This is a genomic window from Pseudaestuariivita atlantica (assembly GCF_001205715.1).
GTDB classification, from domain to species: domain Bacteria; phylum Pseudomonadota; class Alphaproteobacteria; order Rhodobacterales; family Rhodobacteraceae; genus Pseudaestuariivita; species Pseudaestuariivita atlantica.
In genome coordinates, this window is record NZ_AQQZ01000006.1 from 81,216 (window position 1) to 106,809 (window position 25,594).

Annotated in this window: 27 protein-coding genes; 10 read left to right on the top strand and 17 right to left on the bottom strand. The window is 65.7% G+C overall.

What is annotated here, in order from left to right:
- Positions 1–10: 10 nt before the first annotated feature.
- Together ATO11_RS13795 and ATO11_RS13800 are read right to left on the bottom strand one after the other, a co-directional pair.
- Positions 11–424 carry a hypothetical protein gene (locus ATO11_RS13795; RefSeq protein ID WP_050531488.1) on the bottom strand — a complete coding sequence of 138 codons (414 nt, stop codon included), beginning with the start codon at positions 422–424 and terminating at the stop codon, positions 11–13.
- Between the two features lie 44 nt (positions 425–468).
- Positions 469–1,575 (bottom strand): PQQ-dependent sugar dehydrogenase, encoded by a 1,107-nt coding sequence (locus ATO11_RS13800; RefSeq protein ID WP_050531489.1) that lies wholly within the window; start codon positions 1,573–1,575, stop codon positions 469–471.
- Between the two features lie 161 nt (positions 1,576–1,736).
- On the opposite strand from ATO11_RS13800, the gene ATO11_RS13805 reads away from it, so the two are divergent.
- The 7 genes from ATO11_RS13805 to ATO11_RS13835 all read left to right on the top strand — a co-directional run bounded on the left by ATO11_RS13805 (position 1,737) and on the right by ATO11_RS13835 (position 7,862).
- Positions 1,737–2,936, top strand: a complete 1,200-nt coding sequence (locus ATO11_RS13805; RefSeq protein WP_050531490.1) for an ABC transporter substrate-binding protein — start codon at positions 1,737–1,739, stop codon at positions 2,934–2,936.
- 66 nt (positions 2,937–3,002) lie between these two features.
- Entirely contained in the window at positions 3,003–3,785 is a 783-nt protein-coding gene (locus ATO11_RS13810) for an ABC transporter ATP-binding protein (RefSeq protein ID WP_050531491.1), read from the top strand.
- 77 nt (positions 3,786–3,862) lie between these two features.
- Positions 3,863–4,489 carry a hypothetical protein gene (locus ATO11_RS13815; protein ID WP_050531492.1) on the top strand — a complete coding sequence of 209 codons (627 nt, stop codon included), beginning with the start codon at positions 3,863–3,865 and terminating at the stop codon, positions 4,487–4,489.
- The gene (locus ATO11_RS13820) at positions 4,486–5,199 is read left to right on the top strand and encodes an ABC transporter ATP-binding protein (protein ID WP_050531493.1); all 714 of its coding nucleotides are present in this window, start codon (positions 4,486–4,488) and stop codon (positions 5,197–5,199) included. Before ATO11_RS13815 ends, ATO11_RS13820 begins: the two co-directional genes overlap by 4 nt.
- A gap of 1 nt (position 5,200) precedes the next feature.
- Positions 5,201–5,554: a hypothetical protein gene (locus tag ATO11_RS13825; RefSeq protein ID WP_134643124.1), complete on the top strand. Its 354-nt coding sequence runs from the start codon at positions 5,201–5,203 to the stop codon at positions 5,552–5,554.
- A complete protein-coding gene (locus ATO11_RS13830; protein ID WP_050531495.1) occupies positions 5,554–6,564 on the top strand; it encodes a branched-chain amino acid ABC transporter permease in 1,011 nt (336 codons plus the stop codon). The genes ATO11_RS13825 and ATO11_RS13830 overlap by 1 nt, the downstream gene beginning before the upstream one ends.
- Positions 6,561–7,862, top strand: a complete 1,302-nt coding sequence (locus tag ATO11_RS13835; RefSeq protein ID WP_050531496.1) for a branched-chain amino acid ABC transporter permease — start codon at positions 6,561–6,563, stop codon at positions 7,860–7,862. The genes ATO11_RS13830 and ATO11_RS13835 overlap by 4 nt, the downstream gene beginning before the upstream one ends.
- 42 nt (positions 7,863–7,904) lie before the next feature.
- Here ATO11_RS13835 and ATO11_RS13840 read toward each other — a convergent pair whose 3' ends face one another.
- Positions 7,905–8,660, bottom strand: a complete 756-nt coding sequence (locus tag ATO11_RS13840) for a DUF2272 domain-containing protein (RefSeq protein ID WP_050531497.1) — start codon at positions 8,658–8,660, stop codon at positions 7,905–7,907.
- Positions 8,661–8,833: 173 nt separating this feature from the next.
- A complete protein-coding gene (locus tag ATO11_RS13845; RefSeq protein ID WP_050531498.1) occupies positions 8,834–10,369 on the bottom strand; it encodes a helicase HerA-like domain-containing protein in 1,536 nt (511 codons plus the stop codon).
- 420 nt (positions 10,370–10,789) lie between these two features.
- On the opposite strand from ATO11_RS13845, the gene ATO11_RS13850 reads away from it, so the two are divergent.
- A complete protein-coding gene (locus tag ATO11_RS13850; protein WP_050531652.1) occupies positions 10,790–11,419 on the top strand; it encodes an invasion associated locus B family protein in 630 nt (209 codons plus the stop codon).
- 63 nt (positions 11,420–11,482) lie between these two features.
- On the opposite strand, the gene lpxB is transcribed toward ATO11_RS13850, so the two are convergent.
- The 13 genes from lpxB to pyrH form a co-directional block, all read right to left on the bottom strand.
- On the bottom strand, positions 11,483–12,649 hold the full coding sequence (lpxB, locus tag ATO11_RS13855) for a lipid-A-disaccharide synthase (RefSeq protein ID WP_082176330.1): 1,167 nt from the start codon (positions 12,647–12,649) through the stop codon (positions 11,483–11,485).
- Entirely contained in the window at positions 12,646–13,449 is an 804-nt protein-coding gene (locus ATO11_RS13860; protein WP_050531499.1) for an LpxI family protein, read from the bottom strand. The genes lpxB and ATO11_RS13860 overlap by 4 nt, the downstream gene beginning before the upstream one ends.
- A 1-nt stretch (position 13,450) precedes the next feature.
- Entirely contained in the window at positions 13,451–14,236 is a 786-nt protein-coding gene (gene lpxA, locus ATO11_RS13865) for an acyl-ACP--UDP-N-acetylglucosamine O-acyltransferase (protein ID WP_050531500.1), read from the bottom strand.
- A 1-nt stretch (position 14,237) separates the two neighbouring features.
- Complete coding sequence (gene fabZ / locus ATO11_RS13870) at positions 14,238–14,699, bottom strand: 3-hydroxyacyl-ACP dehydratase FabZ (protein ID WP_050531501.1); 462 nt, start codon at positions 14,697–14,699, stop codon at positions 14,238–14,240.
- 111 nt (positions 14,700–14,810) lie between these two features.
- Positions 14,811–15,344 carry an OmpH family outer membrane protein gene (locus tag ATO11_RS13875; protein WP_050531502.1) on the bottom strand — a complete coding sequence of 178 codons (534 nt, stop codon included), beginning with the start codon at positions 15,342–15,344 and terminating at the stop codon, positions 14,811–14,813.
- A gap of 3 nt (positions 15,345–15,347) precedes the next feature.
- The gene (gene bamA / locus ATO11_RS13880) at positions 15,348–17,699 is read right to left on the bottom strand and encodes an outer membrane protein assembly factor BamA (protein ID WP_050531503.1); all 2,352 of its coding nucleotides are present in this window, start codon (positions 17,697–17,699) and stop codon (positions 15,348–15,350) included.
- Between the two features lie 126 nt (positions 17,700–17,825).
- The gene (locus ATO11_RS22510; RefSeq protein WP_278044297.1) at positions 17,826–17,951 is read right to left on the bottom strand and encodes a hypothetical protein; all 126 of its coding nucleotides are present in this window, start codon (positions 17,949–17,951) and stop codon (positions 17,826–17,828) included.
- A 99-nt stretch (positions 17,952–18,050) separates the two neighbouring features.
- Positions 18,051–19,394 (bottom strand): RIP metalloprotease RseP, encoded by a 1,344-nt coding sequence (gene rseP / locus ATO11_RS13885; RefSeq protein ID WP_050531504.1) that lies wholly within the window; start codon positions 19,392–19,394, stop codon positions 18,051–18,053.
- Between the two features lie 12 nt (positions 19,395–19,406).
- On the bottom strand, positions 19,407–20,576 hold the full coding sequence (gene dxr / locus ATO11_RS13890) for a 1-deoxy-D-xylulose-5-phosphate reductoisomerase (protein ID WP_050531505.1): 1,170 nt from the start codon (positions 20,574–20,576) through the stop codon (positions 19,407–19,409).
- Entirely contained in the window at positions 20,576–21,370 is a 795-nt protein-coding gene (locus ATO11_RS13895; RefSeq protein ID WP_050531506.1) for a phosphatidate cytidylyltransferase, read from the bottom strand. Before ATO11_RS13895 ends, dxr begins: the two co-directional genes overlap by 1 nt.
- On the bottom strand, positions 21,367–22,080 hold the full coding sequence (locus ATO11_RS13900) for an isoprenyl transferase (RefSeq protein ID WP_050531507.1): 714 nt from the start codon (positions 22,078–22,080) through the stop codon (positions 21,367–21,369). The genes ATO11_RS13895 and ATO11_RS13900 overlap by 4 nt, the downstream gene beginning before the upstream one ends.
- Before the next feature lie 214 nt (positions 22,081–22,294).
- The gene (gene frr, locus ATO11_RS13905) at positions 22,295–22,861 is read right to left on the bottom strand and encodes a ribosome recycling factor (RefSeq protein ID WP_050531508.1); all 567 of its coding nucleotides are present in this window, start codon (positions 22,859–22,861) and stop codon (positions 22,295–22,297) included.
- Between the two features lie 54 nt (positions 22,862–22,915).
- Positions 22,916–23,647, bottom strand: a complete 732-nt coding sequence (gene pyrH / locus ATO11_RS13910) for a UMP kinase (protein WP_050531509.1) — start codon at positions 23,645–23,647, stop codon at positions 22,916–22,918.
- An 85-nt stretch (positions 23,648–23,732) separates the two neighbouring features.
- Between pyrH and miaA the strand changes: the two genes are divergently transcribed.
- Together miaA and ATO11_RS13920 are read left to right on the top strand one after the other, a co-directional pair.
- On the top strand, positions 23,733–24,617 hold the full coding sequence (gene miaA, locus ATO11_RS13915) for a tRNA (adenosine(37)-N6)-dimethylallyltransferase MiaA (protein ID WP_207382975.1): 885 nt from the start codon (positions 23,733–23,735) through the stop codon (positions 24,615–24,617).
- Positions 24,618–24,716: 99 nt separating this feature from the next.
- Positions 24,717–25,484, top strand: a complete 768-nt coding sequence (locus ATO11_RS13920; protein ID WP_082176331.1) for a helix-turn-helix transcriptional regulator — start codon at positions 24,717–24,719, stop codon at positions 25,482–25,484.
- The last annotated feature ends 110 nt before the right edge of the window (positions 25,485–25,594 follow it).

The following is a 25,594-nucleotide window of genomic DNA, read 5'->3' on the forward strand; positions in this document are numbered from 1 at the left end:
CTGGCCGGCCCTAGTAGTCGGTCAGCACCGCCATCGACTTGGAATTCAGCCGGAAATTGATGACGACGACCTGGCCCTCGCGCTCGTGCAGCAGCGCGCCGAACCAGATGTAGCCGGATGGGCCCCAATAGGCGCGGACCTCGGTCAGGAACCGCGCGCCAAGCGTCGTTTCCTTCAGCACCGCACCATCGGTGAAATCCTGCGGGTAGATGCCGGTGAACTGCGCTTGCAGCGATTGCAGCTCTTCCCGCGTGTATTCGTCCCGCCCGCCGAGGAACTGGATCAGGGGGACGAAATCGCGCCCCATGATGTGGTCATCCACGAAAGCGGCGTAGGACTGGTAATCATCGAAGACGGAATCCTCCTGCTGCGCGGCCAGCGCGGCAGGCAGGATGGCGAAGACAAAAGCGATCAATATGCGCATCGGAAACTCCAAATAGGATCAAACGATGCGCCAAGCCTAGCGGCTCAGCCCTTGGGCGTCATCCGGTAGATCGCGCCGTTGCCGACGCTGATGAACCAGATCGACCCGTCCGGGGCCTCGCGCACGTCGCGCACGCGGTCGGTTTCCGGGCCCTTGATCTGCGCGACCTCGGCCATCGGGTCGCCGTCGAGCACGCTGATATAGTCGAACTTGAGCGATCCGATGAACACGTCCCCGCGCCAGTCGGGCCATTGCGCGCCGGAATAGACTATCATGCCCGACGGGGCCATGGACGGGTCCCAGTAGTACGCAGGTTGCTCCATCCCCTCCTGCGCGGTTCCGACGCCGATCTTGTCGCCGTTGTAATGCACCCCGTACGAGATGACGGGCCAGCCGTAATTCGCGCCCTTGCGGATCCGGTTGACCTCGTCCCCGCCCTTGGCGCCGTGTTCGACCGTCAGCAGGTTGCCGTCGAGGTCAAGCGCCGCGCCTTGCGGGTTGCGGTGGCCGTAGGACCATATCTCGTCCAGCGCCGACGCGTCACCCACGAACGGGTTGTCGGACGGCACTGTCCCGTCGCGGTTCACCCGCACGACCGACCCGTTGTGGCGGCCAAGATCCTGCGCCGAGGGGCGGTCGCCCCGGTCCCCCACGGTGACGAACAGCGAGCCGTCCGGCGCCTCGACCACGCGCGACCCGAAATGGAACCCGCCGCCCGAGCCGCGCTTCATCTCCCAGATCGTGTCGACCTCGGACAGGCGGTCATTGCCGCGCGACAGGGTGCCGACGGCCAGCGCCGTGCCCTCGTTGAAGCGCTGGCGCTTGGCATAGGTCAGGAACACGCGGCGCGAGCTTTCGAAATCGCGCGCGACGACGACATCCAGCAGGCCACCCTGCCCCGTCGCGCGCACGCGCGGAACGCCTTTGACCTCGGTCCGCGTGCCATCGGCGCCCACGTGCCACAGCGTGCCTTCCCGCTCGGTCACGAGGAATCCGCCATCGGGCAAGAGCGCCACCGCCCAGGGTTCGTCGAACCCGTCCGCCACCATCTCGACGCCCAGGTCCGATGTCGGGATCACCTCCTGCGCCAGCACCCAAGCGGGCAGCGCGGCAAGACAGAGGCCAAGCAGGACGGACGGGGAACGGGGCATGATAATACTCCTTGACGTAACGGCATCACGGCCTTCACCGCGATCACATAGGCATTCCGCCCCTCAAAGCCAGCCACAATCGCGCGATCCGCTTCCATTTCACAACGAAGGGCCTTAGGGTTTCGGGTGGATTGTCAGAATCCGACAAGGGAGAGATATCAATGAAAAAACTGCTTCTGGCCTCGGCCGCGAGCGTCGCGCTGACCGGTGCGGCACATGCCGACGGACACGGCGCCGACATCAAGCTGGGCATCATCCTGGGCTTCACCGGCCCGATCGAATCGCTGACCCCGTCGATGGGTGACGCCGCCGAACTGGCGATGATGGAAGTGACCGATTCCGGCCTGCTGCTGGGCGGCAAGTCCGTCGCGGGCGTACGCGCGGATTCGACCTGTATCGACGCAGCTGCCGCAACGGCCGCCGCCGAACGTCTTGTGACCGCCGATGGCGTCAAGGGCATCATGGGCGCGGACTGCTCGGGCGTGACCGGTGCGATCCTCAACAACGTGGCCGTGGCAAACGGCGTCGTGATGATTTCGCCCTCGGCGACCTCGCCGGGCCTCAGCCACAACAACAACGAAGATAACGGCCTGTTCTTCCGCACCGCACCGTCGGATGCGCGCCAGGGCGTCGTGATGACCGAAGTCCTGATGGAAGAAGGCATCAAGGAAGTCGCCGTTACCTACACCAACAACGACTACGGCAAGGGCCTGGCGGATTCGTTCCAGGCCGCGTTCGAAGCCGCGGGCGGCACCGTGACCATCTCGGCCGCGCATGAAGACGGCAAGGCGGACTACTCGGCCGAAGTCGGCGCGCTGGCCTCGGCCGGTGGCGACCGCCTCGTGGTTGCGGGCTATGTCGACCAGGGCGGTTCGGGCATCGTGCGCGCGGCGCTCGACTCGGGTGCCTTCGACACGTTCCACTTCCCCGACGGCATGATCGGCGCCAAGCTGGAAGAGAACTTCGGCGCAGAGATCGACGGCTCGACCGGTCAGCATCCGGGCACCGACAGCGACGGCGCGTCGATGTTCACCGAGATGGTGGGCGACAAGTTCGACGCCACCTCGCCCTTCACGCCGGAAAGCTATGACGCGGCGGCGCTCATCATGCTGGCCATGCAGGCGGCCGGGTCGGACGACCCCAACGTCTACAAGGAAAAGGTGATGGACGTGGCGAACGCTCCGGGCGAGCAGATCTTCCCGGGCGAGCTGGCCAAGGCGCTGGAAATCATCGCCGGTGGCGGTGACGTCGACTATGTCGGCGCGACCGCGGTCGAACTGATCGGCCCCGGTGAATCGGCCGGCAACTATCGCCAGATCGTGATCAAGGACGGCAAGATCACCACGGTGAAGTACCGCTAAGTCACTGACTTGAAAGACTGAACAGCCCGGGCCATTGGTCCGGGCTGTTTGCAGGGGGGACAGGCGATGATCGTTGTCGACAACATCGTGAAGCAATTCGGCGGTTTCCGCGCCGTGGACGGCGCGTCGATGGAGATCGCGAAGGGCTCAATCACCGGCCTGATCGGCCCCAACGGCGCCGGAAAGACAACTCTTTTCAACGTGGTGGCGGGCGTTCTTAAACCAACCTCCGGGCGCGTCACGATGGATGGCGAAGACATCACCGGCCTGCCGCCGCACACGCTCTTCCACAAGGGCCTGCTGCGGACCTTCCAGATCGCCCACGAATTCCAGACGATGACCTGCCGGGAAAACCTGATGATGGTGCCCGGCGCGCAATCGGGCGAGACGCTGTGGAACACGTGGTTCGGACGCCGCCGGATCGCCGACGAGGAACGCGCGCTGAAGGCCAAGGCCGACGAGGTGCTGGAGTTCCTGACCATCGAACACCTCGCCGATCACAAGGCCGGGCAGGTGTCGGGCGGCCAGAAGAAGCTTCTGGAACTGGGCCGCACCATGATGGTCGATGCCAAGATCGTCTTCCTCGACGAGGTCGGCGCGGGCGTGAACCGCACGCTTCTGAATACCATCGCCGACGCCATCCAGCGGCTCAACACCGAGCGCGGCTACACCTTCGTCGTGATCGAGCATGACATGGATTTCATCGGCCGCCTCTGCGACCCTGTCATCTGCATGGCCGAGGGCAAGGTGCTGGCCGAAGGCACGCTGGCCGAGATCAAGGCCAACGACCACGTGATCGAGGCCTATCTTGGCACCGGTCTGAAGAACAAGGAGGCGGTCGGCGCATGACGGACCCCCGCACGTGGGGGCCAGCCCCCACACCCCCGAGGTATTTCGGAACCGAAGAAGCAACACGGTGGCAGCGAGTGCCGGGCCGCCTGTGGAAGGGTTGTGTCGCCGCCGTGGTCGGATGCTGCCTTGCCGTGACAGCGGCAGCGCAAAGTGTCGTCGGTACAGCGGTCGTCTCGGGCAAGCCGGTGCAGCTTTTCGATGACGGCACCTGGCGGTACCGCGATACGGTGGAGCGGAAAGACGGGTGCAGGCCCGTGTCATTCGGCGTTGCCTTCTGCGGCGACCCGGCGTCGTGGAAGTCGCTCCCCCCGCCGGGCGAATTCGACCGGCTCTACCAGTTCAACAACCAGTTCTACGGCGGCCTGATCGTCGAGAATTTCGGGGTCAACCGCGGCATCACGATAGAGTTCATACGGCAGGTGATCCTCGACATCGCGGCAGAGGCCTCGGGGATCACGGCCGAGGAAGTGCCGATCCTCGACGTGTCGCGGCGCGAGGTGGACGGCGTGTCCGCCGAGACGGTCGTCTACCTCACCAAGATCAACAATACCGACTTCATCTTCGCCAACACGCTGATCCTGACGGATGACATGAACATGCAGGCGATGGTCTGGACGATCAACGATACCTACACGGCGGAACATTCGGGCGTGACCGACACCTTCATCGACCTTCTGAAAATCGGGGAGAGCGGCGAGTGAGCGACCCGTTCCTCATCGGCGACACCATGACCGGCGGTTATGGCAAGGGTCCCGATATCCTGCACGATTGCACCGTGGCGGTGGAGCGCGGCGAGATCGCGGTGATCGTCGGCCCCAATGGCGCGGGCAAGTCCACCGCGATGAAGGCGGTGTTCGGGATGCTGGACGTGCGCGCGGGCGCGGTGCGGCTCGACGGGGAGGACATCACGCACCTGTCGCCGCAGGACCGGGTGCTGAAGGGCATGGGGTTCGTGCCGCAGAACGCCAACATCTTCACCTCGATGACGGTGGAGGAAAACCTCGAGATGGGGGCTTTCATCCGGCGGGACGATTTCTCTGGCACGATGGAGCAGGTCTATGACCTGTTCCCGATCCTGCGCGAGAAACGCCGTCAGCCCGCCGGCGAATTGTCGGGCGGGCAGCGTCAGCAGGTGGCGGTGGGCCGCGCGCTGATGACCGAGCCGAAGGTGCTGATGCTGGACGAGCCCACGGCGGGCGTGTCGCCCATCGTGATGGACGAATTGTTCGACCGGATCATCGAGGTGGCCCGCACGGGCATCCCGATCCTGATGGTCGAACAGAACGCACGGCAGGCGCTGGAGATTGCCGACAAGGGATACGTGCTGGTGCAGGGGCGCAATGCGCATACCGGCACGGGCAAGGAATTGCTGGCGGACGAGGAAGTCCGCCGGTCGTTTCTGGGAGGATAGGATGCGGTTTCTCACTCTGAGTGCGTCTGTCGGGATGGTCCTGTTCGCGCATGCGGCATCCGCCGCCATGCAGTGCCGGTTCACGACCGAATGCTACGAAGCCGAGTCCTGCACCGAGGCTTCCTTCGACGTCACGCTGGACACCGAGACCAACTCGATCTCGACCGAATTCGGAGACTTCAGAATGGCACGTGTCGCCGCCAAGGACGGCAGCTGGTTCCAGGCCTGGGGCATCGATCACACGCAGAAGCTGTTCTATCTCATCCTTGCCGAGGGCTCAGACGCGCGCATGACGCTGCACATGGCCGGGCCGCAGATGGTCAGCTATGTCGGCACCTGCGAGGAGCGCGAGTGATGGATTTCCTGAACGCCATCGTCGCCCTTGCGAACTTCGTCATCGTCCCCGCCACCGCCTATGGTGCGCAATTGGCGCTGGGGGCGCTGGGGGTCACGCTGATCTACGGCATCCTGCGGTTTTCGAACTTTGCCCATGGCGACACCATGGCCTTTGGCGCGATGTTCGCGATCCTGTTCACGTGGTGGTTCCAGTCGATGGGGATCAGCGCCGGGCCGCTGCCGACCGCGCTTCTGGCCCTGCCCTTCGCCATCGTCATCACCGGTGCTTTCCTGCTGGCGACCGACCGCGTCGTCTACAGGTTCTACCGGCAGCAGAAAGCCAAGCCGGTGATCTTCGTGATCGTCAGCCTGGGCGTCATGTTCATCATGAACGGGCTTGTGCGCTTCATCATCGGGCCGAATGACCAGCGCTTTGCCGATGGTGAGCGGTTCATCATCTCGGCCCGCGACTTCAAGGCGATGACGGGCCTGCGCGAAGGGCTGGCAATCAAGACGACGCAAGGGATCACGGTGATTACGGCAGTGATCGTCGTGGCGATCCTGTTCTGGTTCCTGAACCGCACCCGCACCGGCAAGTCGATGCGCGCCTATTCCGATAACGAGGATCTGGCGCTGCTGTCAGGCATCAATCCCGAGCGGGTGGTGATGGTGACATGGCTGATCGTGGCGGCGCTGGCGACGGTCGCGGGCACGCTTTACGGGCTCGACAAGACGTTCAAGCCGTTCGTCTTCCTGCAGCTTCTGCTGCCGATCTTCGCCGCCGCCATCGTGGGCGGGCTGGGCAACCCGGTGGGCGCGATCGCGGGGGGCTTCGTCGTCGCCTTTTCCGAGGTCACGATCACCTATGCGTGGAAGAAGGTTGCCAATTACGTGCTGCCCGATGCGCTGGCGCCGGATGGCCTCGCCCAGCTTCTGACCACCGATTACAAGTTCGCGGTATCCTTCGCGATCCTTGTCGTCGTGCTTCTGTTCCGGCCCACCGGCCTTTTCGCGGGGAAATCGGTATGAGCGAGCCTCTTCGGAATACCCTGCTCTTCGCGGGCGTCGGGGCGCTGATCCTCCTGACGGGATTCATGCAATCGTGGAACTCGGCCCTGCTGATCCTGAACATGGGGCTCGTGAGCGCGATCATGGCGCTGGGCGTGAACCTGCAATGGGGCTTTGCGGGGCTCTTCAACGTCGGGATCATGGGCTTCGTGGCTCTGGGCGGCCTTGCCACCGTGCTGGTTGCCATGCCGCCGGTGGAAGAGGCCTGGGCGGCGGGTGGTTTGCGCCTTCTGACCGCGCTGGTCATGGGGGCGGCCACGATCACGGCTGCAGTGCTGGCCTATGGGCGGCTGACGGGCCGGACGCGGACCTTCGTGGTGCTTGGCATCCTGCTCGTGGGCTTCGTGATCTATCGCATCCTCCTGGATCCCGCCAAAGCCTCGGTCGAGGCGGTGAACCCCGCGCTGACGGGCTACCTCGGCGGTCTTGGCCTGCCGGTGCTGATCGCCTGGCCGGTGGGAGGTCTCTTGGCCGCCGGGGCCGCGTGGCTGATCGGCAAGACGGCCTTGGGCCTGCGCTCGGACTACCTCGCCATCGCGACGCTCGGGATTTCCGAAATCGTGATCGCGGTTCTGAAGAACGAGGACTGGCTGGCGCGCGGCGTCAAGAACGTGGTCGGCCTGCCCCGCCCCCTGCCCTACGAGATCGACCTGCAGCAGGATCCGGGCTTTGTCGACCGCGCGACCTCGCTGGGGCTCGACCCCGTGACCGCGTCGACGCTTTACGTGAAGCTGGGCTATTCGGTCCTGTTCGCCGTGGTGCTGATCGTGCTTCTGTGGCTGGCGCAGCGGGCGCGCAATTCGCCCTGGGGCCGCATGATGCGCGCGATCCGCGACAACGAGGTCGCGGCCGAGGCGATGGGCAAGGACGTGACCGCGCGGCACCTGCAGATCTTCGTGCTGGGTTCGGCCATCTGCGGCATCGGCGGCGCGATGATGACAACGCTCGACGGCCAGCTGACCCCCGGCACCTACCAGCCCCTGCGCTTCACCTTCCTGATCTGGGTGATGGTGATCGTCGGAGGCTCCGGCAACAACCTGGGCGCTGTTCTGGGAGGCTTCCTCATCTGGTTCCTCTGGGTGCAGGTCGAACCGATGGGCGCCTGGGCCATGTCGTGGATCGTGGCACCTTTGGCCGAGGACAGCGCCCTGCGCCTGCACCTGCTCGACAGCGTGGCGCATATGCGGCTCCTGACGATGGGGGTGATCCTGCTGGTGGTGCTGAGGTTCTCGCCGCGGGGGTTGATCCCGGAGCGGTGATGCAAGGGGACGCACTACCGAGTCCCCTTGTTCGATCAATTCCTACAGGTTGTTGCGCAGGACTGCGAAGACGTTGCCGTCGCCTGTCAGATGGCCGTTTGCATCGATGTCATAGCGGGTGTGCCTGACCGAGTGTCTGACGTTGCCCCCGATGGTCAGAACGCGTCCGTCCTCGACCGCGACGACGATATCGCAGTGGCTTTTGAACCATCGCGTTTCGGCAGCGTAGTCATAGTCGATCCGGTTCTGACGCCAGCGGCACACCATGTCGCCGATGCCCGGCCGGTGTTCGTTCAGCCGGAACCCCCAGAACGGGCTGGGCTTGTTGCCCGACCGTGCGGCGATGGATGCGTGAATGTACCGGGCATGTGCGGCGGCATAGACGAATCCGTCATACCCACCGGCCTGCCTAACGCACCACGAGATAAACGCTGCCGACCACGGCTGTCCCCGGTCAAGACCGTCAAGATGATCCATGCCGATTGATGCCCAGTAGTCTCCGACACGGTCGACGAATGGATCCTGATACTCCTTGCCCGTCCCGCGTTCGAACCGGAGCCATTCCGCGATGCAAATCCGGGCCAGGCGTTCCTTGGCCTCACTTTCGGCCGGACGGATGACATTCTTGGAAATGAAGCCGTTCGCACCGTCCACCGTCGCGGGCATCCAGCGATCCCCGACCTGTGCGCCGGTGACATCGACGGCGGTACCGAGATCGTTGGTGCTGATTACGTTGTTTCCGAACCCGGCTTCGCGGCGAAAATTTGCATGATCTACATCTGTGAAATGCGTTGGCATTGAATTCCCTTCAAAATGGACTGCGATGGGAATTACCTAGAACGCGAGTTCAGATTAACGGAAATGGCAATTGTCGCACTTGGTCGGTTTGACGAATTATTCACGCAAAATAACCAATCAGCGCATTCAGCCAAGGGAGTCCAGCGCACCGATCAAGTCGTAGAAAGCGCGGCTCACCGCCCCCGAAACAACCCGCCCAGGATCCCCCTTACCATCCGGCGCCCGGTCGTCCCGGTCAACTCCTTCACCACCATCTTGCCCATCGCCTCGCCGAAGGACGTGCCGCGGCGGCGGGAGGTTGAGCGGGTGACGCGGGTGCCGGAGTAGCGGCGGCCGGCGCTGAATTCGCGCTCGGCGGTGGACATCTCCTCTTCCTTTTCCTCCAGCGCCTCGGCCTCGGCCGCGGCCTGTGCCGCGCGCTCCTTCAGCATCTCGTAGGCCGATTTGCGGTCCACCGGGTCGTCGTACTTGGCCCCGATGGCAGATCCCGCCATCAGCATCGCACGCTCGCGGTCGGTGATCGGGCCCAGCTGGGACGAGGGCGGGCGGATCAGGGTGCGTTCGACAATGCCCGGTATGCCCTTCTTCTGCAGCATCGAGGTCACGGCCTCGCCCACGCCGACCTGCGTGATCGCCTCCTCGGTCGAAAAGCGCGGGTTGTCGCGATATGTCTCTGCCGCCAGCCGCAGGTTCTTGCGGTCGCGCGCGGTGAAGGCGCGCAACGCGTGCTGGATGCGGTTGCCCAGTTGTCCGAGGATGTCCTCGGGGATATCCGCCGGGCTTTGCGTGATGAAATAGACGCCCACGCCCTTCGACCGGATCAGCCGCGCCACCTGCTCGACCTTGTCGACGAGCGCCTTGGGCGCGTCTTCGAACAGAAGGTGCGCCTCGTCGAAGAAGAAGACCAGCTTGGGCTTGTCCGGGTCACCCACCTCGGGCAGTTCCTCGAACAACTCCGACAGGAGCCACAGCAGGAAGGTCGCGTAGAGGCGCGGCGAGGCCATCAGCGTGTCGGCGGCAAGGATGTTGATCCGCCCGCGCCCGTCGGCGTCGTGGCTCATCACGTCGGCAAGCTCCAGCGCGGGTTCGCCAAAGAACTCCGCCGCGCCCTGGTTCTCCAGCACGAGGAGCCGCCGCTGGATCGCGCCGATCGACGAGACAGAGATGTTGCCGTACCGCAGGGACAGGTCCCCCCGGTTCTCCCCCACCCAGACGAGCAGCGATTGCAGGTCCTTGAGGTCAAGCAGAGGCAGGCCCTGTTCGTCCGCCAGCCGGAACGCGATGTTGAGGATGCCTTCCTGCGCCTCGGTCAATTCCAGCAGGCGGGAGACCAGAAGCGGCCCCATCTCGGCCACGGTGGTGCGCACCGGGTGGCCCTTCTGGCCGAACAGGTCCCAGAAGGTCACCGGGAAGGCGTCGTAGGTATAATCCGAGAACCCGATCGTCTGCGCGCGGGACATGAAGGCGTCGTGCAGCTTGAAATCGGGCGAGCCGGATTTGGCGAGGCCCGACAGGTCCCCCTTCACATCGGCAAGGAAGACCGGCACGCCCTGCGCCGAGAAGCTTTCGGCGAGGATCTGCAGCGTCACCGTCTTGCCCGTCCCCGTCGCACCCGCGATCAGGCCATGGCGGTTGGCGTATTTGAGGGTCAGGTTCTGCGGCTCGGCATAACCTTCACCACCGCCACCGATAAAAATGCTGTCACTCATGGCGGTTCTCCCTTCCGTCATACTCTGCGCACGCCCGCGCAACCTATCATTAACCTCACCGTGCGATAGTCCCTCATGCCGGTTTTTGGCCCCTTGGGCGCAGGCCGGTTGACTTCCTCCCTGTCAGACTGGCCGCGCCGCATGGTGCGGCCCTTTTTTTGTCGGCGAACTGACCGGGATTAGCTGTTGACCGGGCCGCGCATCTTGCGTAGCTTCCCGCGCATACTAAGTCGGCCAGTCCGACGGGGAGAGATAGAAAAATCGAAAAGGGGCCGCTCTTCGGCCCCTTTTTCTGTTTTGATAGACGGGGTTTGGCCATGCGAGGTTTGAGCGGATTGCCGCCGCCTTTGGGCCTGACACTGCCCGCGCCGCATGGTATTGGGCATGCAAGGATCGAAGCAGACTCGCGGGAACAACTTGATGCTCGAACGGATGACTTGGCTGGCCCTCGTGGCCGGGATCGCGCTGGCCGGACCGGCTCTTGCGCAAACCACCGAAGGCGAGGGCGACGCGCCCGCTGCCACCAACGAAGTGGATGGCGGGCTGAGCACGCCTCTCAGCACCGGTGAGGAAGTGACGGAAGGGCCGCGGATCGGCTCGACCTATGTCGTGGAAGAGATCGGCGACTGGACGCTGCAATGCCTGAAAGCGCCCGAAGGCCAGGAAGATCCCTGCCAGCTGTACCAGCTGTTGCGCGACGCCTCTGGCAACGCGGTGGCTGAGGTCAGCATCTTCCGCATCCCTCCCGGCGGTCAGGTGGAGGCGGGGGCGACCTTCGTCGTGCCGCTGGAAACGCTCCTGACCTCGCAATTGACCGTGTCGGTCGATGGCGGGAAGGCGAAACGCTACCCTTACTCGTTCTGCAACCAGATCGGGTGCTATGCGCGCGTGGGCCTTCTGGGTGCCGACGTGACGTCCTTCAAACGCGGGGCCAAGGCAACGGTCACGCTGGTGCCCTTCGCGGCGCCCGACCAGAAGGTCGAACTCGACATGTCGCTTTCGGGCTTCACCGCGGGGCTTGCAAAGGCATCGATCATTCCGCCGCGCTGATCCGCGCGGACAACACAACGCCCAAGCGCCCCGCCCTGACCGGCGGGGCGTTTTCGTATCCGGCTAGCCCAGTCGTGACAGGACCGCGTCGGCGGCGCGCAAACCGGGTGCCGGACCGCCCTGCCCCAAACGCTGCATCGTAGTCGCCATCGCGGCGCGCTGCCCGGACGGATCGTCCAGCACGCCCGCCATCGCCTCTGCCAGCGCGGCACCGGTGCAGGCCTCGCCGATCCGCTCCGGCACGGTGCGCGTCTCGCTGACGAGGTTCACGAGGTTCACGGTGTCGGTCAGAAGCATCCGCCCGATCACCTGCCGCGACAGCCATCCCATCGTGTAGCCCACGACCATCGGCGTGTCCGAGGCGGCCAGTTCCAGCGCGACCGTGCCCGACGTGGCAAGTGCAACATCAGCCGCCCGGAAGGCGGCGCGCTTGGTGGCCATCGCCTCGGCGCTGTCAGTCCCCGGCGGCACGAGGATCGGCTGGCCCGGCCATGACGCCACCGCCGCGCGGACCGTGTCGGCCACGGGTCCGGCCAGCGGCACGACAAGGCGCAGGTCGGGCCGGGTGGCGGTCAGGCGAGTTACCGCGTCCTCGAGGATCGGCAGCATCATCCCGACCTCGCTGCGGCGCGACCCCGGCAGCACCATCAGCAGCGGCGCGTCACCGATGCCGTGCGCGGCGCGGAAGGCCGATGCGTCCGCGTCCGTGGCAACCGGTTCCGTCACGACGGGATGCCCGACGAAATCACATTCCATCCCGGCGGCTTCCATGTAGGGCGGCTCGAACGGGAACAGGGCCAGCACGTGATCGACATGCGCCGCCATCCGCTTCGCCCGCCCCGGCCGCCACGCCCAGACCGTGGGCGCGACGTAGTGCACGGTGCGCATGTCACCCTGCGCCTTTACCGCCTTGGCCACGCGCAGGCAAAATTCCGGCAGGTCGATGGTGATGAGCGCATCGGCACCGCTTGCCACCGCCGCCTCGGCGGTTTCGCGGATGCGCGCCTTCAGGTGCCCGTATTTCCGCAGGATCGCCCCCAGCCCCATGATCGAGATATCGTCCATCGGGAAGATCGAGGAGAGCCCGCGCGCCTCCATCATCGGGCCGCCGACGCCTTCGAAGGTCACGTTTTCGGCCCCGAGCCGCGCCTGCAGCCCCTCCATCAGCGCCGCGCCCAGCCGGTCGCCGGACGGCTCACCCGCGACAAGGAAGAACCTGCGCTTGCTCACGGCGCGTCGGCCCAGAGGAAGAGCCCGGTTTCGGTAAGGGCCGCGTCCAGCCGCGCGCGATCCAGAACCAGCGTCTGCCCGGCGGTCACGGCGATGCCTGCCAGACCCGCCGCGCGCGCCTGGTGCACCGTGTCGGGCCCGATGGCGGGCATGTCGACGCGCAGGTCCTGGCCGGGTTTCGGGGCCTTGACCAGCACGCCCGGCGCTTGCGGACGTCGCGCGGGATCGGTCGCGGCAACGAAGGACAGAAGCGCCTCGGTCCCCTGCAGGGTTTCGATGCCAAGGCACCGCCCCTGCGCCACGACCGCGGCCTGCCCGACATCCAGCGGCCCCAGTGCGGCAAGGATTGCGCGGGCGCGGGCGATGTCGTTCCGCGCGACCGGATCGGGCTCTGCCACGCTGGCCGCCCCCGCCGCCAGCGTTAGGCCACCTGCGACCTCGTGCGCGCCACGCACGCGAAAGCCCTGCCGTTCGATCAGCGCGATGACCGCGCGCAGCACGGCGTCGTCGCCCTGCGCCAGCGCGGCCAGCAGCGCCGGTGCCTCGGCCTGCATCAGCGGATCAAGGGCTGCGGGGTCGAGACGTGGCTTGATGGAGCCTGCGAGGACCACGTCGCCCACCCCCGCCGCGCGCAAACGGTCGAAGGCCGCGCCCAGCTTTTCAAGCCGGTGCGGCTCTGCCCGGTCCGCGATGCGCGCGTCGGGCGTGTCGAAGGCAAGGCAGAGGGCGTCCGGTTGCGCCTCGGCCAGCGCCACGGGCAAGGCCCCGGTGCCGGCAAGGATGGCAATCGGCACGCTCATCTCACCGCTCGGGTGTCAGGAAAGACCGGTCGCTGTCGCCGAGGACGAAATCGACGATTTCCTGCACATAGGCGCTGTCGGTCTCGGCCCCGAGCCGCCGGGCGCGCTCCTGGAACGCGCCTTCGCCCTGCGCCAGCATCTGGAACGCGGCCCGCAAGGCCGTGATGTCCGACCGGTCCACGCCGCGCCGCTTGAGCCCCACGAGGTTCAGCCCGTGCAACTCGCCTCGCGGCGCCTGAACAAGGCCGTAGGGGATCACGTCGTTCGTCACCATGGTGACCGCGCCGATGATCGCGCCGCGACCGATCCGCACCCATTGGTGCACGCCCGACAACCCGCCGATGATCACGTCATCCTCGACCACGCAATGGCCCGCGAGGGCGCAGTTGTTCACGAGGATCACGCGGTCGCCCACCTGCGCGTCATGCGCCACGTGGCACCCGGCCATGAACAGCCCGTCATCGCCGACGCGCGTCACGCCGCCGCCGCCCTCGGTCCCGGTATTCATCGTGACGTGTTCGCGGATGCGGTTGCGCGCGCCGATTTCCAGCCGCGTCGCCTCTCCCTTGAACTTCAGGTCCTGCGGGATCTCGCCGATCACCGCGAAGGGAAAAATGACCGTGCCGGCCCCGACCGTGGTCTGGCCGCCCACCACGACATGGCTTTTCAGCTCGACCCCGTCCGCCAGCGTGACATCGCCGCCGACATGGCAGAACGGGCCGACGGTGACGCCCTCGCCCAGCGTCGCGCCATCCTCGATGATCGCCGAAGGGTGGACGCCCGCCATGTTACTCTCCCAGGTCCATCATCGCGGTGAACTGCGCCTCGGCGGCCATCTCGCCGTCGACGGTAGCCTTGCCTTCGAACTTCCAGATCTTGCCGCCCGGCTTGCCGCGCAGCGTGCTGACCTGCATTTCAAGCACGTCGCCGGGGATCACCTTGCGGCGGAACTTGCAGCCGTCGATCGCCATGAAATAGATCAGCAGGTCCTTGTCGGCGAGGTCCATCGCCACGCCCACCATCACCGCCGCCGTCTGCGCCATCGCCTCGACGATGGTGACACCGGGCATGATCGGCGTGCCGGGGAAATGGCCCTGGAAATGCGGCTCGTTCATGGTGACGTTCTTGATGCCGAGGGCCGAGGACGTGCCCTCGATATTCTCCACCCGGTCCACCAGCAGGAACGGGTAGCGGTGCGGCAGGATGCGCTGGATCAACTGGATGTCGGCGCGGGTCGGCGTATCGGTCATGTGGTCCCCCGGAATGCGCTGGCGGTCCCGGCGGGGATGGCAGGCGCATGGTCTGTCATGGTCTTGCCGCGCGTCGTACCAAGTGCCACGCGCGCCCGCAACTCACCCGTCTCACTCGTCCGGCTGGCCAAGCGCGGCATCGATGCGCTGGATCGCGAGATCGGTGATGATCACGTTGTCGTCGACAAGGATCGTGGTGCCCCGTTCGATCATCACGTCCGCCCCGGCCTCGACCATGATCTGGGCCAGTATCGGACGCACCGCTTCGAGAAACCGTTGCTGGCGCTGCTCGGCCGAGGTGGTGAGAACGCGGGCCTTTTCATCCTGCGCGGTGCGGATCGCGGTGACCTTGGTGTCGAACGCCTCGGCCAGGGCGCGGAACTCCTCGGCGGGCAATTGCGCGCGCTGTTCGGTCAGGCGGCGTTCCTCGTCGGTCAACTCCTGCTCGATCCGCTCGTTCTCGGACACAAGCGCGTCGCGCTGCGCATCCAGCTCGGCCAGGATGCGCCGACCGGGACGGCTGTCGCTGATGAGACGGTCGAACTCGATCACGAGGACAGGCACCTGCGGCACGCCCGCCGCGGGCTGCGCCAGCGCGGCCTGTCCAAGGACCAGCGCGGCACACAGCGTCAGCAGGCGCAACACGGCCTAGAACTCGGTGCGGATCGTCAGCTCGAAATTGCGTTCCCGGTCGAAGGACCGCTTGCTGACAGCTTCCGAGAAGTTGAACCGCAACGGACCGATCGGGGTTTCCCAGAAGATCGAGGCCCCGACGACGTGGCGCAGGTTGAAATCCTCGCCCACGATATTCGCGCCGCCATTGGTGCCCCAGACCGACCCGGCATCATAGAACAGGCCCCCGGTGATCCCGTATTCCTCGGGCAGGCCGAGGGGGAATTCCGCCTCGAACCGGGCCACGGCATAGAAGTTGCCGCCAAGCGCGTCGTTGGTCGATTTGCCCGCACGGTTGGACGGGTTGATCTCGCGCGGGCCGATCCCGCCGAATTCGAACCCACGCAATTGCGACGAGCCCAGCAGGAACCGGTCGTTCACCGTGCTTTGCCCGTTGGTGAAGTTCAGCGCACCGCCTTCGATCGAGGCGCGCAGCGTCACTTCCTCGTTCAGGACCTTGGTCTGTGCCACCGCGCGCGCCGTCGTCCGGATATAGCTCACGTCGCCGCCAAGCCCGGCAAAGTCCTGTCCGAATTCCAGCAGCACACCGGCATTCGGGTTCAGGCCGGTGTTCCGCGTGTCGTAGCTGTAGGTGTAGCCGACCGAACTGGAATAGCGTCCGCCCTGTTGCGCCTCGTTGAAGATGATGTCGCCAAGGTCGTCGTTGACGTTCGAAATCTCGGCATAGGCCGCGGTGTAGCGCAGTTGCAGGCGCCCGTTCTCGCTCACCGGGAAGGTGAAGGAGGGCTGGAAGGTACCGACGGCGGTGTCATAGGTGAATTCGTTGCGCGACGATTCGATGTAGGACAGGTTCAGCCCGAACGCGACATCCCGCCCAAGGAAGGACGGTTCGACAAAGCCGAACTGGTAATTCTGCTGCGAGTCGCCCGTGGTGACGCCAAAGGACAGCTTCTGACCGCGACCAAGGAAGTTGTCCTCCCGGAAGGTGACGTTCACGCCGAAGCCACCGTCGGTCGAATAGGTGCCGCCGAAACCGAGCGACCCTGTGGGCTGCTCTTCGACATCGACATCCACGACCACCTGTTGCGGGGACGAGCCTTCGCGCGCGTTCACGTCGGCGCGGCTGAAGAAGCCGAGCGCGCGGATGCGTTCGGCGCTTTCGCGGATCTCGCGCGGATTGAACGGGTCGCCTTCGACGATCCTGAACTGGCGGCGGATCACGCGGTCGAGCGTGCTGGTATTGCCCTCGATATCGATCCGCTCGACGAAGATGCGCGGACCACGGGTGACCAGCAGTTCGACATCAAGTTCGAGGTTGCGGTCATCGCGCGTGATGCGCGGTTCGACCCGGATGAAATCCAGCCCTTCCTGGATGGCCAGCCGTTCCAGCCGCGCGATGGAGTTTTCCACCACCACCGGCGAATAGACCACGCCCGGCCGGACGCGCAGCGCCTCCTGGAACAGGTCTGTGTCCACTTCCGGCAGGTCCGAGGTCACGACGACCTCGCCAAACCGGAATTGCTGGCCTTCGATCACGTTGAAGTTGACGAAATACCCGTCGCGCTCTTCGGCCAGTTCGGCGTTGACGCTGTTGATGCGGAAATCGACATACCCGCGCGAGGCGTAGAAATCGCTCAGCACCTGTTTGTCGAACTCGATCCGGTCGGCGATGAAGGTGTCGCTGCGGATCAGCCGGCGGAAGATACCCGCCTGCTTGGTCTCCAGCGCGCGGCGCAGGCGGCGGTCGGAATATTCCTGGTTGCCGACGAAGCCGATGCGCTCGATCTCGACCACGTCGCCTTCGAAGATCTCGAACACCAGGTCGACGCGGTTCTCGCTGCGGCGGATGATGCGCGGCGTGACGCGCGCCGCGATGCGGCCCTGCTGGGCATAGGCCTCGGTGATGCGGGCGGCGTCCTGTTCGGCCTGCGTCGGGCTGAAGACGCGGCGCGGCGTGGATTCGACGATCGGTTCGAGGTCCTCGTCATCGATCCGGCGGTTGCCTTCGAACGAGATGCGGTTGATCGTCGGGAACTCGACCACGGTGATGACCAGCGTCGACCCCTGCGGTTCGACCGTCACGCTTTCGAACAGGCCGGAATCGCGGATGCGTTGCGCGGCCTGGTTCACCTGCCCCGCCGATACCGATTGGCCACGGGCGATTCCGGCATATGTGAGGATCGTCGCGGTTTCGATCCGCTCGTTCCCCTGCACCGAAACCGACTGAAACACGAAGGTCTGGGCATACGCCCGCTCGGGCACGCTGACCCAAGCCGTTGATACCAAAAGAGCAACCATCGCCGCCTTGGATGCCTGCCCGATTCTGCCCTGTCTGGTCTTGAACGACCAAGCCCCCGTACCGGCCATTCCGCCCTCACATTTTTATCGCCATGCGTTGATGTGTGAGTATCCGCAAAGACGCGGCTTGTCAAAAGCGCAGGACGCCTTTGAAATCAGTCAGAAGCGGGAAAACGGGGTTGGGGATAAGCCGGCTTAAAGCCCGGCAAGCCAGGTCGCGCCCACCAGCGACAGGATCAGCAGACCGGACATCAGCAGCCGGTCGGCATTCAGCCGCATCAGCAGGTTCAGTCCCTTTGCACCGTCTTGAAGCGTCCGCATGGTCGCACTCCGATCCTCGAGTTCGTTGCACGAGTAGGCGGCAATTGAGGCAGAGTTGCGGCAGGGGTGCGGCCATCTTGCGATGCCCGCCCTCTTCGGTCAGGGGCAGAATATGTCGTTGAACAGCGCAAACGTCATCAGCGACAGGATCAGCGTCAGCCCGATGGACATCAGCAGCCGCATCGCCCGGTCATTGGGCGGACGGCCCGTCACCGCCTCGTAGGCGTAGAATGTCAGGTGCCCGCCATCGAGCATCGGGATGGGAAAGAGGTTCAACAGCCCCACCGCCGTAGACAGCACCGCGATGAACCAGATGAAGCTTTCCGCCCCCTGGCTTGCCATCGCGCCCGAGGTCTGCGCGATCCCGATGGGACCCGACAGGTTGCACGACGAAATCGCGCCGGTGATCATGTGACCGAGGCCCGAAATCGACCCGGTGATGATCCGCCAGGTCTGCTCCACGCCGTTGCTCAGCGCCGTGCCCACGCCGGGGAACGAGGTCTGCGGTTCAAAGAACAGCCCGCCCGCGATCCCGATACGCCATTGCGTGACGAACGTGTTGTCGGCCTGCGGTTCATCCACCCTGCGCGGCGTCAGGGTCGTCTCGAACGTGCTGCCCTCGCGCCAGACCGTCAGGTTGAGCGGCGCGCCGTTGGACGACTCCACCGCTTCCTTCAATTCGCTGAACGCATAGACGGGCGTGCCTTCGATGGCGGTGATCACGTCCCCCGCCTTCAGACCCGCTGCAAGCGCCGCCGATTGGGGTGACAGTTGCAATACGATGGGAGGCAGAGGATTCGGGCCGGTCGCCTCGACCGTTTGGCCGTCCCGCGTCACGGTATAGGAGGTCACCGGCGTCACCGGCAGAAGCGCGTAGTAATCGCTGCCGGTCTCCGTCGCGTCCGGTCCCGGCATCGGGATGCCCTGTATCTCGCGGATGATGTCACCGGGGGCAAGTGTCGTCTCTACCGGGGTCGGGCGCAATTCGCCCACCGTCAGCGGTTCTTCGACGACACCGTTGAAGGCGATCACGCCCGCGAAGACGAGGATCGACAGGGCGAAGTTGAAGACCGGACCGGCCAGAACCGTGGCCGCGCGCGCCCAAAGCGGCGCGCCGTGCATCGTGTGCCGCGCCTCCTCGGCGCTGAGGCCCGCCATCGCCTCTTCGTCCTTGCCGCTGGCGGCATTGGCATCGCCCGCGAACTTGACGTAGCCGCCGAATGGAAGCGCCGCGAATTGCCACTTGGTGCCGTGCCGGTCGGTGCGGGAATAAAGGACCGGACCGAAGCCCAGCGAGAAGACGTCCGCCTTGATCCCCGACCAGCGGCCGACGATGTAGTGCCCGTATTCGTGTACCGCGACGATCACCGACAGCGCCACGACGAAGGCGAGGATGATCCAGAAGAACGAACTGAATTGCGGAATAAGTGCTATGGGATCCAAACCGGGGCCTGCCTATCTGTTCTGCGCCATCGCCGCGATGACCGTCGACGCCTCTTGTCGGGCGAAGTGGTCCGCGGCGAGCACGTTATCAAGGGCGATTTCGGCATCAATATGGCCTTTGTCGCGGCCAAGCACCTCTTCGACCACCCCCGCCATGTCGAGAAAGCCGATACGCCCGTCGATGAAAGCGTCCATCGCGACCTCCTTGGCGGCGTTGAACACCGCGCCGGACAGCCCGCCCGTCTCCATCACCTCGCGCGCCAGCCTGAGCGCGGGATAGCGCGCCGGATCGGCCTCTCGGAAAGTGAACTGCCCCAACGCGACAAGGTCGAGCCGGTCGACGGGCAGCGCCTTCCGGTCGGGCCAGTGCAGCGCATAGCCGATGGCGTGCCGCATGTCGGGCGGGCCCAAATGGGCCATCAGCGCCCCGTCGCTGAAGCCCACCAGCGCATGGATCATGCTTTCGGGGTGGATCACCGTCTCGATCCGGTCGGGGGCGATGCGGAAGAATTCGTGCGTTTCGATCAGCTCCATCGCCTTGTTGAAGAGGCTGGCGCTGTCGATGGTGATGCGCTGGCCCATGTCCCAGTTGGGATGGGTCGCGGCCTGTTCGGGGGTGGCGCGGGCCATCTCTTCATGGCTCCAGTCGCGGAACGCGCCGCCCGACGCGGTGATGATCACCCGCTCGACCGCGTCCATGTCCTCGCCCACCAGCGCCTGGAAGACCGCCGAATGTTCGCTGTCCACGGGCAGGATCGTGGCGCCTGACGCGTCCGCCGTGGCATTCATCAATGCGCCCGCGCAGACCATGCTTTCCTTGTTGGCCAATGCCAGCGTCGCGCCCTGCGACAGGGCGGACAGGCCCGGCCGCAGCCCCGCCGCGCCGACGATGGCCGACATCACCCAGTCGGCCGGTCGGGCCGCGGCCTCCTGCATGGCGGTCTCCCCCGCCGCGGCCTCGATCCCCGATCCTTCCAGCGCGGCCTTCAGATCGCCCAGCAGGTCCTCGTGGCAGGTGACGGCAACCTCGGCACGCAACGCGCGGGCATCGCGGGCCAGTTGCGCGATGTTGCGCCCGCCGGTCAGGGCCACGACCTGATAGGCATCGGGGTGCCGCGCGATCAGGTCGATCGTGTTCTGCCCGATCGACCCGGTCGCGCCGAAGATCGACACGCGCCGCATCAGAAGACCGCCGGGTAGCGCGTCAGCAGCATCGACAGCATGACGAACAGCGCCGCCCCGATCAGCGCGTCGAACCGGTCGAGCACGCCGCCATGACCGGGAATGAGTGCCGACGAATCCTTGACCCCTGCCCGGCGCTTCACGCCGCTTTCGCAGATATCGCCCAGTTGCGAGGCAAAGCTGACCGCGACCGAATAGAAGATGAACATGCCGTCCTGCGCCGCGATCGGCGTGAAGGCCCAGCCCACGGCCGCCGCCGCCGCCCACCCGCTGAGGATGCCCGCCCATGTCTTCTTGGGGCTGAGGGTCGGCCAGAACTTGGGCCCGCCGATCAGCTTGCCTCCGAAATAGCCCGCGATGTCGGTCGCCACGACGAGGAAGATCAGCCACAGCGCGAATTCCAGCCCCAGCTGGTCGCGCAGGTGCACCAGCCCCCCGCCCGCCAGCATCACCGCCACCGTCCCGAAGCCGAAGATGCGGCGGTCGCGCTTGATGAAGAAGACGCCGACCGCGGCGGGCAGGATCAGAAGCGGCACGCTGGCCAGCTTGGGCACGTAGGACGCGAGGACGACCGTGACCCCGGCAAAGGCCGAGATCGGGATCAGCGAGGGCATCACGCCGTGCCCCCTTTCGGCCATGCGCGCCAGTTCCCACACGCCCACGCCGCAGATCACCCCGATCAGCAGCTGGAACCAGATACCGCCCAGCCAGATTTCAAGCGCGCAGACCGAGATCAGCACGATGGCCGAGATGATCCGCGGGGCAAGGTCCGACCAGCGCGCCGACACGCTCATGTCTTGACCGCCCCGAAGCGCCGGTCGCGCTTGCCGTATGACTTCACCAGCCGCGCCAGTTCATCGGCCGAGAAATCGGGCCAGAGCGTGTCGATGAACTCGTATTCGGCATAGGCCGATTGCCAAAGCAGGAAGTTCGAGATGCGCGCCTCGCCACTGGTCCGGATCACGAGGTCAGGATCCGGCAAAACGTATGTATCAAGGTATTTTGGAAGCGTTTCTTCATCTATCGCATCAACTGAAAGACGGCCGTTCTTCACATCCTCCGCCAACCGCTTGGTGGCGCGGGCGACCTCGTCGCGGCCGCCGTAGTTGAGCGCAATGGTCAGGTTGACGCCGTCGCGGTCCTCGGTCAGCGATTCCAGCTCGTCCATCAGGTTCAACAGCTTCTTGTCGAGCCGCACCCGGTCGCCGATGAACCGCACCCGCACGTTCTCGTCGTAAAGCGCGCGGGCTTCCTTGGCGATGTAGCGGCGGAACAGGCTCATCAGCCCCGCGACCTCGACCTGCGTGCGTTTCCAGTTCTCGGTCGAGAAGGCGAAGATGGTGACGTACTTGACGCCAAGGTCCGGACAGGCGCGCACCACTTCGCGCACGCGCCGCGCGCCCGCATGGTGGCCGAACAGGCGCGGACGCCCGCGCTGGGTGGCCCAGCGGCCGTTGCCGTCCATGATGATGGCGATATGGCGGGGACCGTCGGGGGCCGTCATGCGCTGCCCTTTCGAGCGCGCCGGGGCAAGCGGTGCGATGTCGGGTAAGCTGTAACCATCCGGGGCTCCGCCCTTTGACGCCTCGAACGCTCCACCGGAGCGTTCGCCGGGCCTGGCTTGGATAGGATTGTGCTGGCTTCCATCCGGGGCTCCGCCCTTTGACGCCTCGAACGCTCCACCGGAGCGTTCGCCGGGCCTGCGGCCCGGACCGGCGTCAAACCTGCATGATCTCGCCTTGCTTGGTTTCAAGCTGGGTATCGACGGCCTTGATGAAGCGGTCGGTCAGGTCCTGGACCTCTTCCTCCCACAGCTTCTGGTCGTCCTCGGACATGCCGTCGCCCTTGGCCTTCTTGATCTGGTCCATCCCGTCGCGGCGGACGTTGCGGATCGCGACGCGGGCGTGTTCGGCGTATTGCGCGGCCACCCGGCTCAGCTCGCGGCGGCGTTCCTCGTTCAACTCGGGGATCGGCAGCATGATGATGGTGCCGTTCGTCTGCGGGTTGATGCCCAGCCCGCTTTCGCGGATCGCCTTCTCGGCGGCGCCGACCAGCGACTTGTCCCACACGTTCAGCGTGACCATGCGCGGCTCGGGCACGTTGACGGTGCCGATCTGGTTCACCGGCGTCTTCTGCCCATACGCCTCGACCATCACCGGCTCCAGCATCGAGGCCGACGCGCGGCCCGTCCGCAGCGAGGCGAACTCGGTCCTCAGCGATGCCATGGCGCCGTCCATGCGGCGCTCAAGATCATCGGTGTCGAGCATAAAATCGTCGTCTGACATGACCTTATCAGTCCTTCCTGCGGGCCTGCGCCCTGCTTTCCGCGCAGATTAACGTCAAGCGTGCACGGTTGTATAGGTGCCTTTGCCTGCGAGAATTCCCCGGAACCCGCCCGGTTCGTCCAGCGAGAAGACGATCAGCGGCATCTTGTTGTCGCGCGCCAGCGCGATGGCGGCGGCGTCCATGACCTTGAGGTTCTTCTGCAGCACGTCGTCGTAGCTGATCCGGTCGAACCGCTTGGCGTCGGCGTTCTGCTTGGGATCGCTGTCATAGATGCCGTCGACCTGCTTGCCCATGAAGATCGCCTCGCACGCCATCTCGGACGCGCGCAGGGCCGCGGCGGTGTCGGTCGTGAAATAGGGGTTGCCGGTGCCCGCCGCGAAAATACAAACGCGCTTTTTCTCGAGGTGGCGCACGGCGCGGCGGCGGATATAGGGCTCGCACACCTGGTCCATCGGGATGGCCGAGATCACGCGGGTGAACACCCCCAGCCCTTCAAGCGCCGATTGCATGCCGAGCGCGTTCATCACGGTGGCAAGCATGCCCATGTAGTCGGCGGTGGTGCGCTCCATCCCCTGCGCAGACCCTTGCAGGCCGCGGAAGATGTTGCCGCCGCCGATGACCATGCAGATCTCGACGCCGAGGTCGTGGACGGATTTCACCTCCTGCGCGATGCGTTCGACGGTGGGGGGATGCAGGCCGAATCCCTGGTCGCCCATCAGCGCCTCGCCCGAGATTTTCAGCATGACGCGTTTGAATTTGGTGCCGGGGGTCGTGTCGTCGGCCATGAAACCTCGCGATGGTGGGTTTGAATTGCGCGCAAAATGTCGGAAAACGCAGGCCCTTTCAATCGCGCAATGACCTGCCGTGCACATGATTGCCGAAATCGCCGACCTTCCCGCCGACCGACCGGTGCTGATCGCGGGCGCGACAGCCTCGGGCAAGAGCGAGCTTGCGCTCCGGATCGCCGAGGCGGCGGGCGGTCTGATCGTGAATGCCGACGCGATCCAGGTCTACGCCGACTGGCAGGTGCTGACGGCCCGTCCGGGCGAGGCCGACCTCGCCCGCGCGCCGCATGCGCTTTATGGACACGTGCCGGGCGACGTCGCCTATTCCGTGGGTCACTGGCTGCGGGAGGTCGCGCCGATCCTGTCGCAGGGTCCGCGCCCGATCATCGTGGGCGGCACGGGGCTTTACTTCCGCGCCCTGACCGAAGGGCTGGCCGACATCCCCGCAACGCCCCCCGCCATCCGGGCCGAGGCGGACGCGATCGTCGCCGACCGCGGGTTCGAGGCGCTGCTGGCAGGTATCGATCCCGAAACCGGGGCGCGGATCGACCGGCAGAACCCGATGCGGGTGCAGCGCGCATGGGAAGTGCAGCAGGCCACCGGGCGCAGCCTGGCCGCGTGGCAGGACGACACCGCGCCGCCCCTGCTGCCCCTGTCCGACACGCTCGCGCTGCATCTCGACGCCGACCGCGACTGGCTGAATGCCCGGATCGCGGCGCGGTTCCGGGCGATGGTCGACGGTGGTGCGCTGGACGAGGCCCGCGCGCATCTTGACGGGTGGGACCCGGCGCGGCCCTCCTCGAAAGCCATCGGCGCGCAGGATTTGATCGACCACCTTCACGGCCGGATCGACCGCGCCACCGCCGAGGAGCGCGCCACCATCGCCACCCGCCAGTATGCCAAGCGCCAGCGCACGTGGTTTCGCGCAAGGATGCGGGCATGGCACCGCGTGGACCCGGCCACGCTTTGACCCGCGCAAGCCGTCTTATGTCATTTAAGGATTGCAAGCGGCGCATGTTCTGGGCAGGTTTGTGCAAGTAAGTTACCAGTAATCGACCTCGAGTATGTGATGATCGCGAGATGTGTGAGTGGACGGCAGGAGGTTTCGGCAACCTCGCTGACGGCCTTGGGCAAAGGCGAAACATGGCGGCTGGCCCTGCCGCATTACCATGACAATCCGATGCTGATCTGGCTGACGCGGGGCGAAGGCCGCATCATGATGGGCGGACGCCATTCCGGTCTTGCGCCGGGCATGCTGGCCGCCCTGCCCGCGCGGGCGCTGATCGCACTCACCCTGTCGCCGCGCGCGCATGGCTGCGCGCTGTCGCTGTCCGATCCCGACAGCCTGCAAGAAACCTGCCTGTTCCGCCCGACCGGGGACGCGGACGAGGCGATGCTGACCAACCTGTCGAACGCCTTCCTGCAATCCGACGGCGATTTCCTCGCCGAAGGCGCCTCCCGCGCGCTGGCGGCGCTGCGGGCAAACGAAGCCGCCACACCCACCGCGGCCGACCGTCTGCTTGGCGCGTTTTTCGGCCGCGTCGTGGCGCCAAGCCCGGCGAGGTCGTCGATGGCCGAACATGCGGCGGCGCTGGGCGTGACGCCGACCCACCTCACGCGCGTCTGCCGCACGGCGCTGGGCCGGTCGGCAGCGGATGTCCTGACGGGGCGGGTGCTGCACGCGTCCCGCACCGCGTTGCAGGACACCGACGCCGCGATCAAGGATATCGCCGAAGAGATCGGCTTTTCCTCCGCCGCCTATTTCACCCGCTTCATCCAGAAGCATACCGGCCAGACCCCGTCGGTGGTGCGTCGCAAGGCCCGGATGGCGGCCTAAAGCGACACGGGCGTGTCGCTTTTTTTACTTCAAGTGACGGTGAGACCCGTTGACGCGGTCCCAAAACTGTTGCGGAATGCGCAGACACTCACGGACCGGCCGAGGGGATC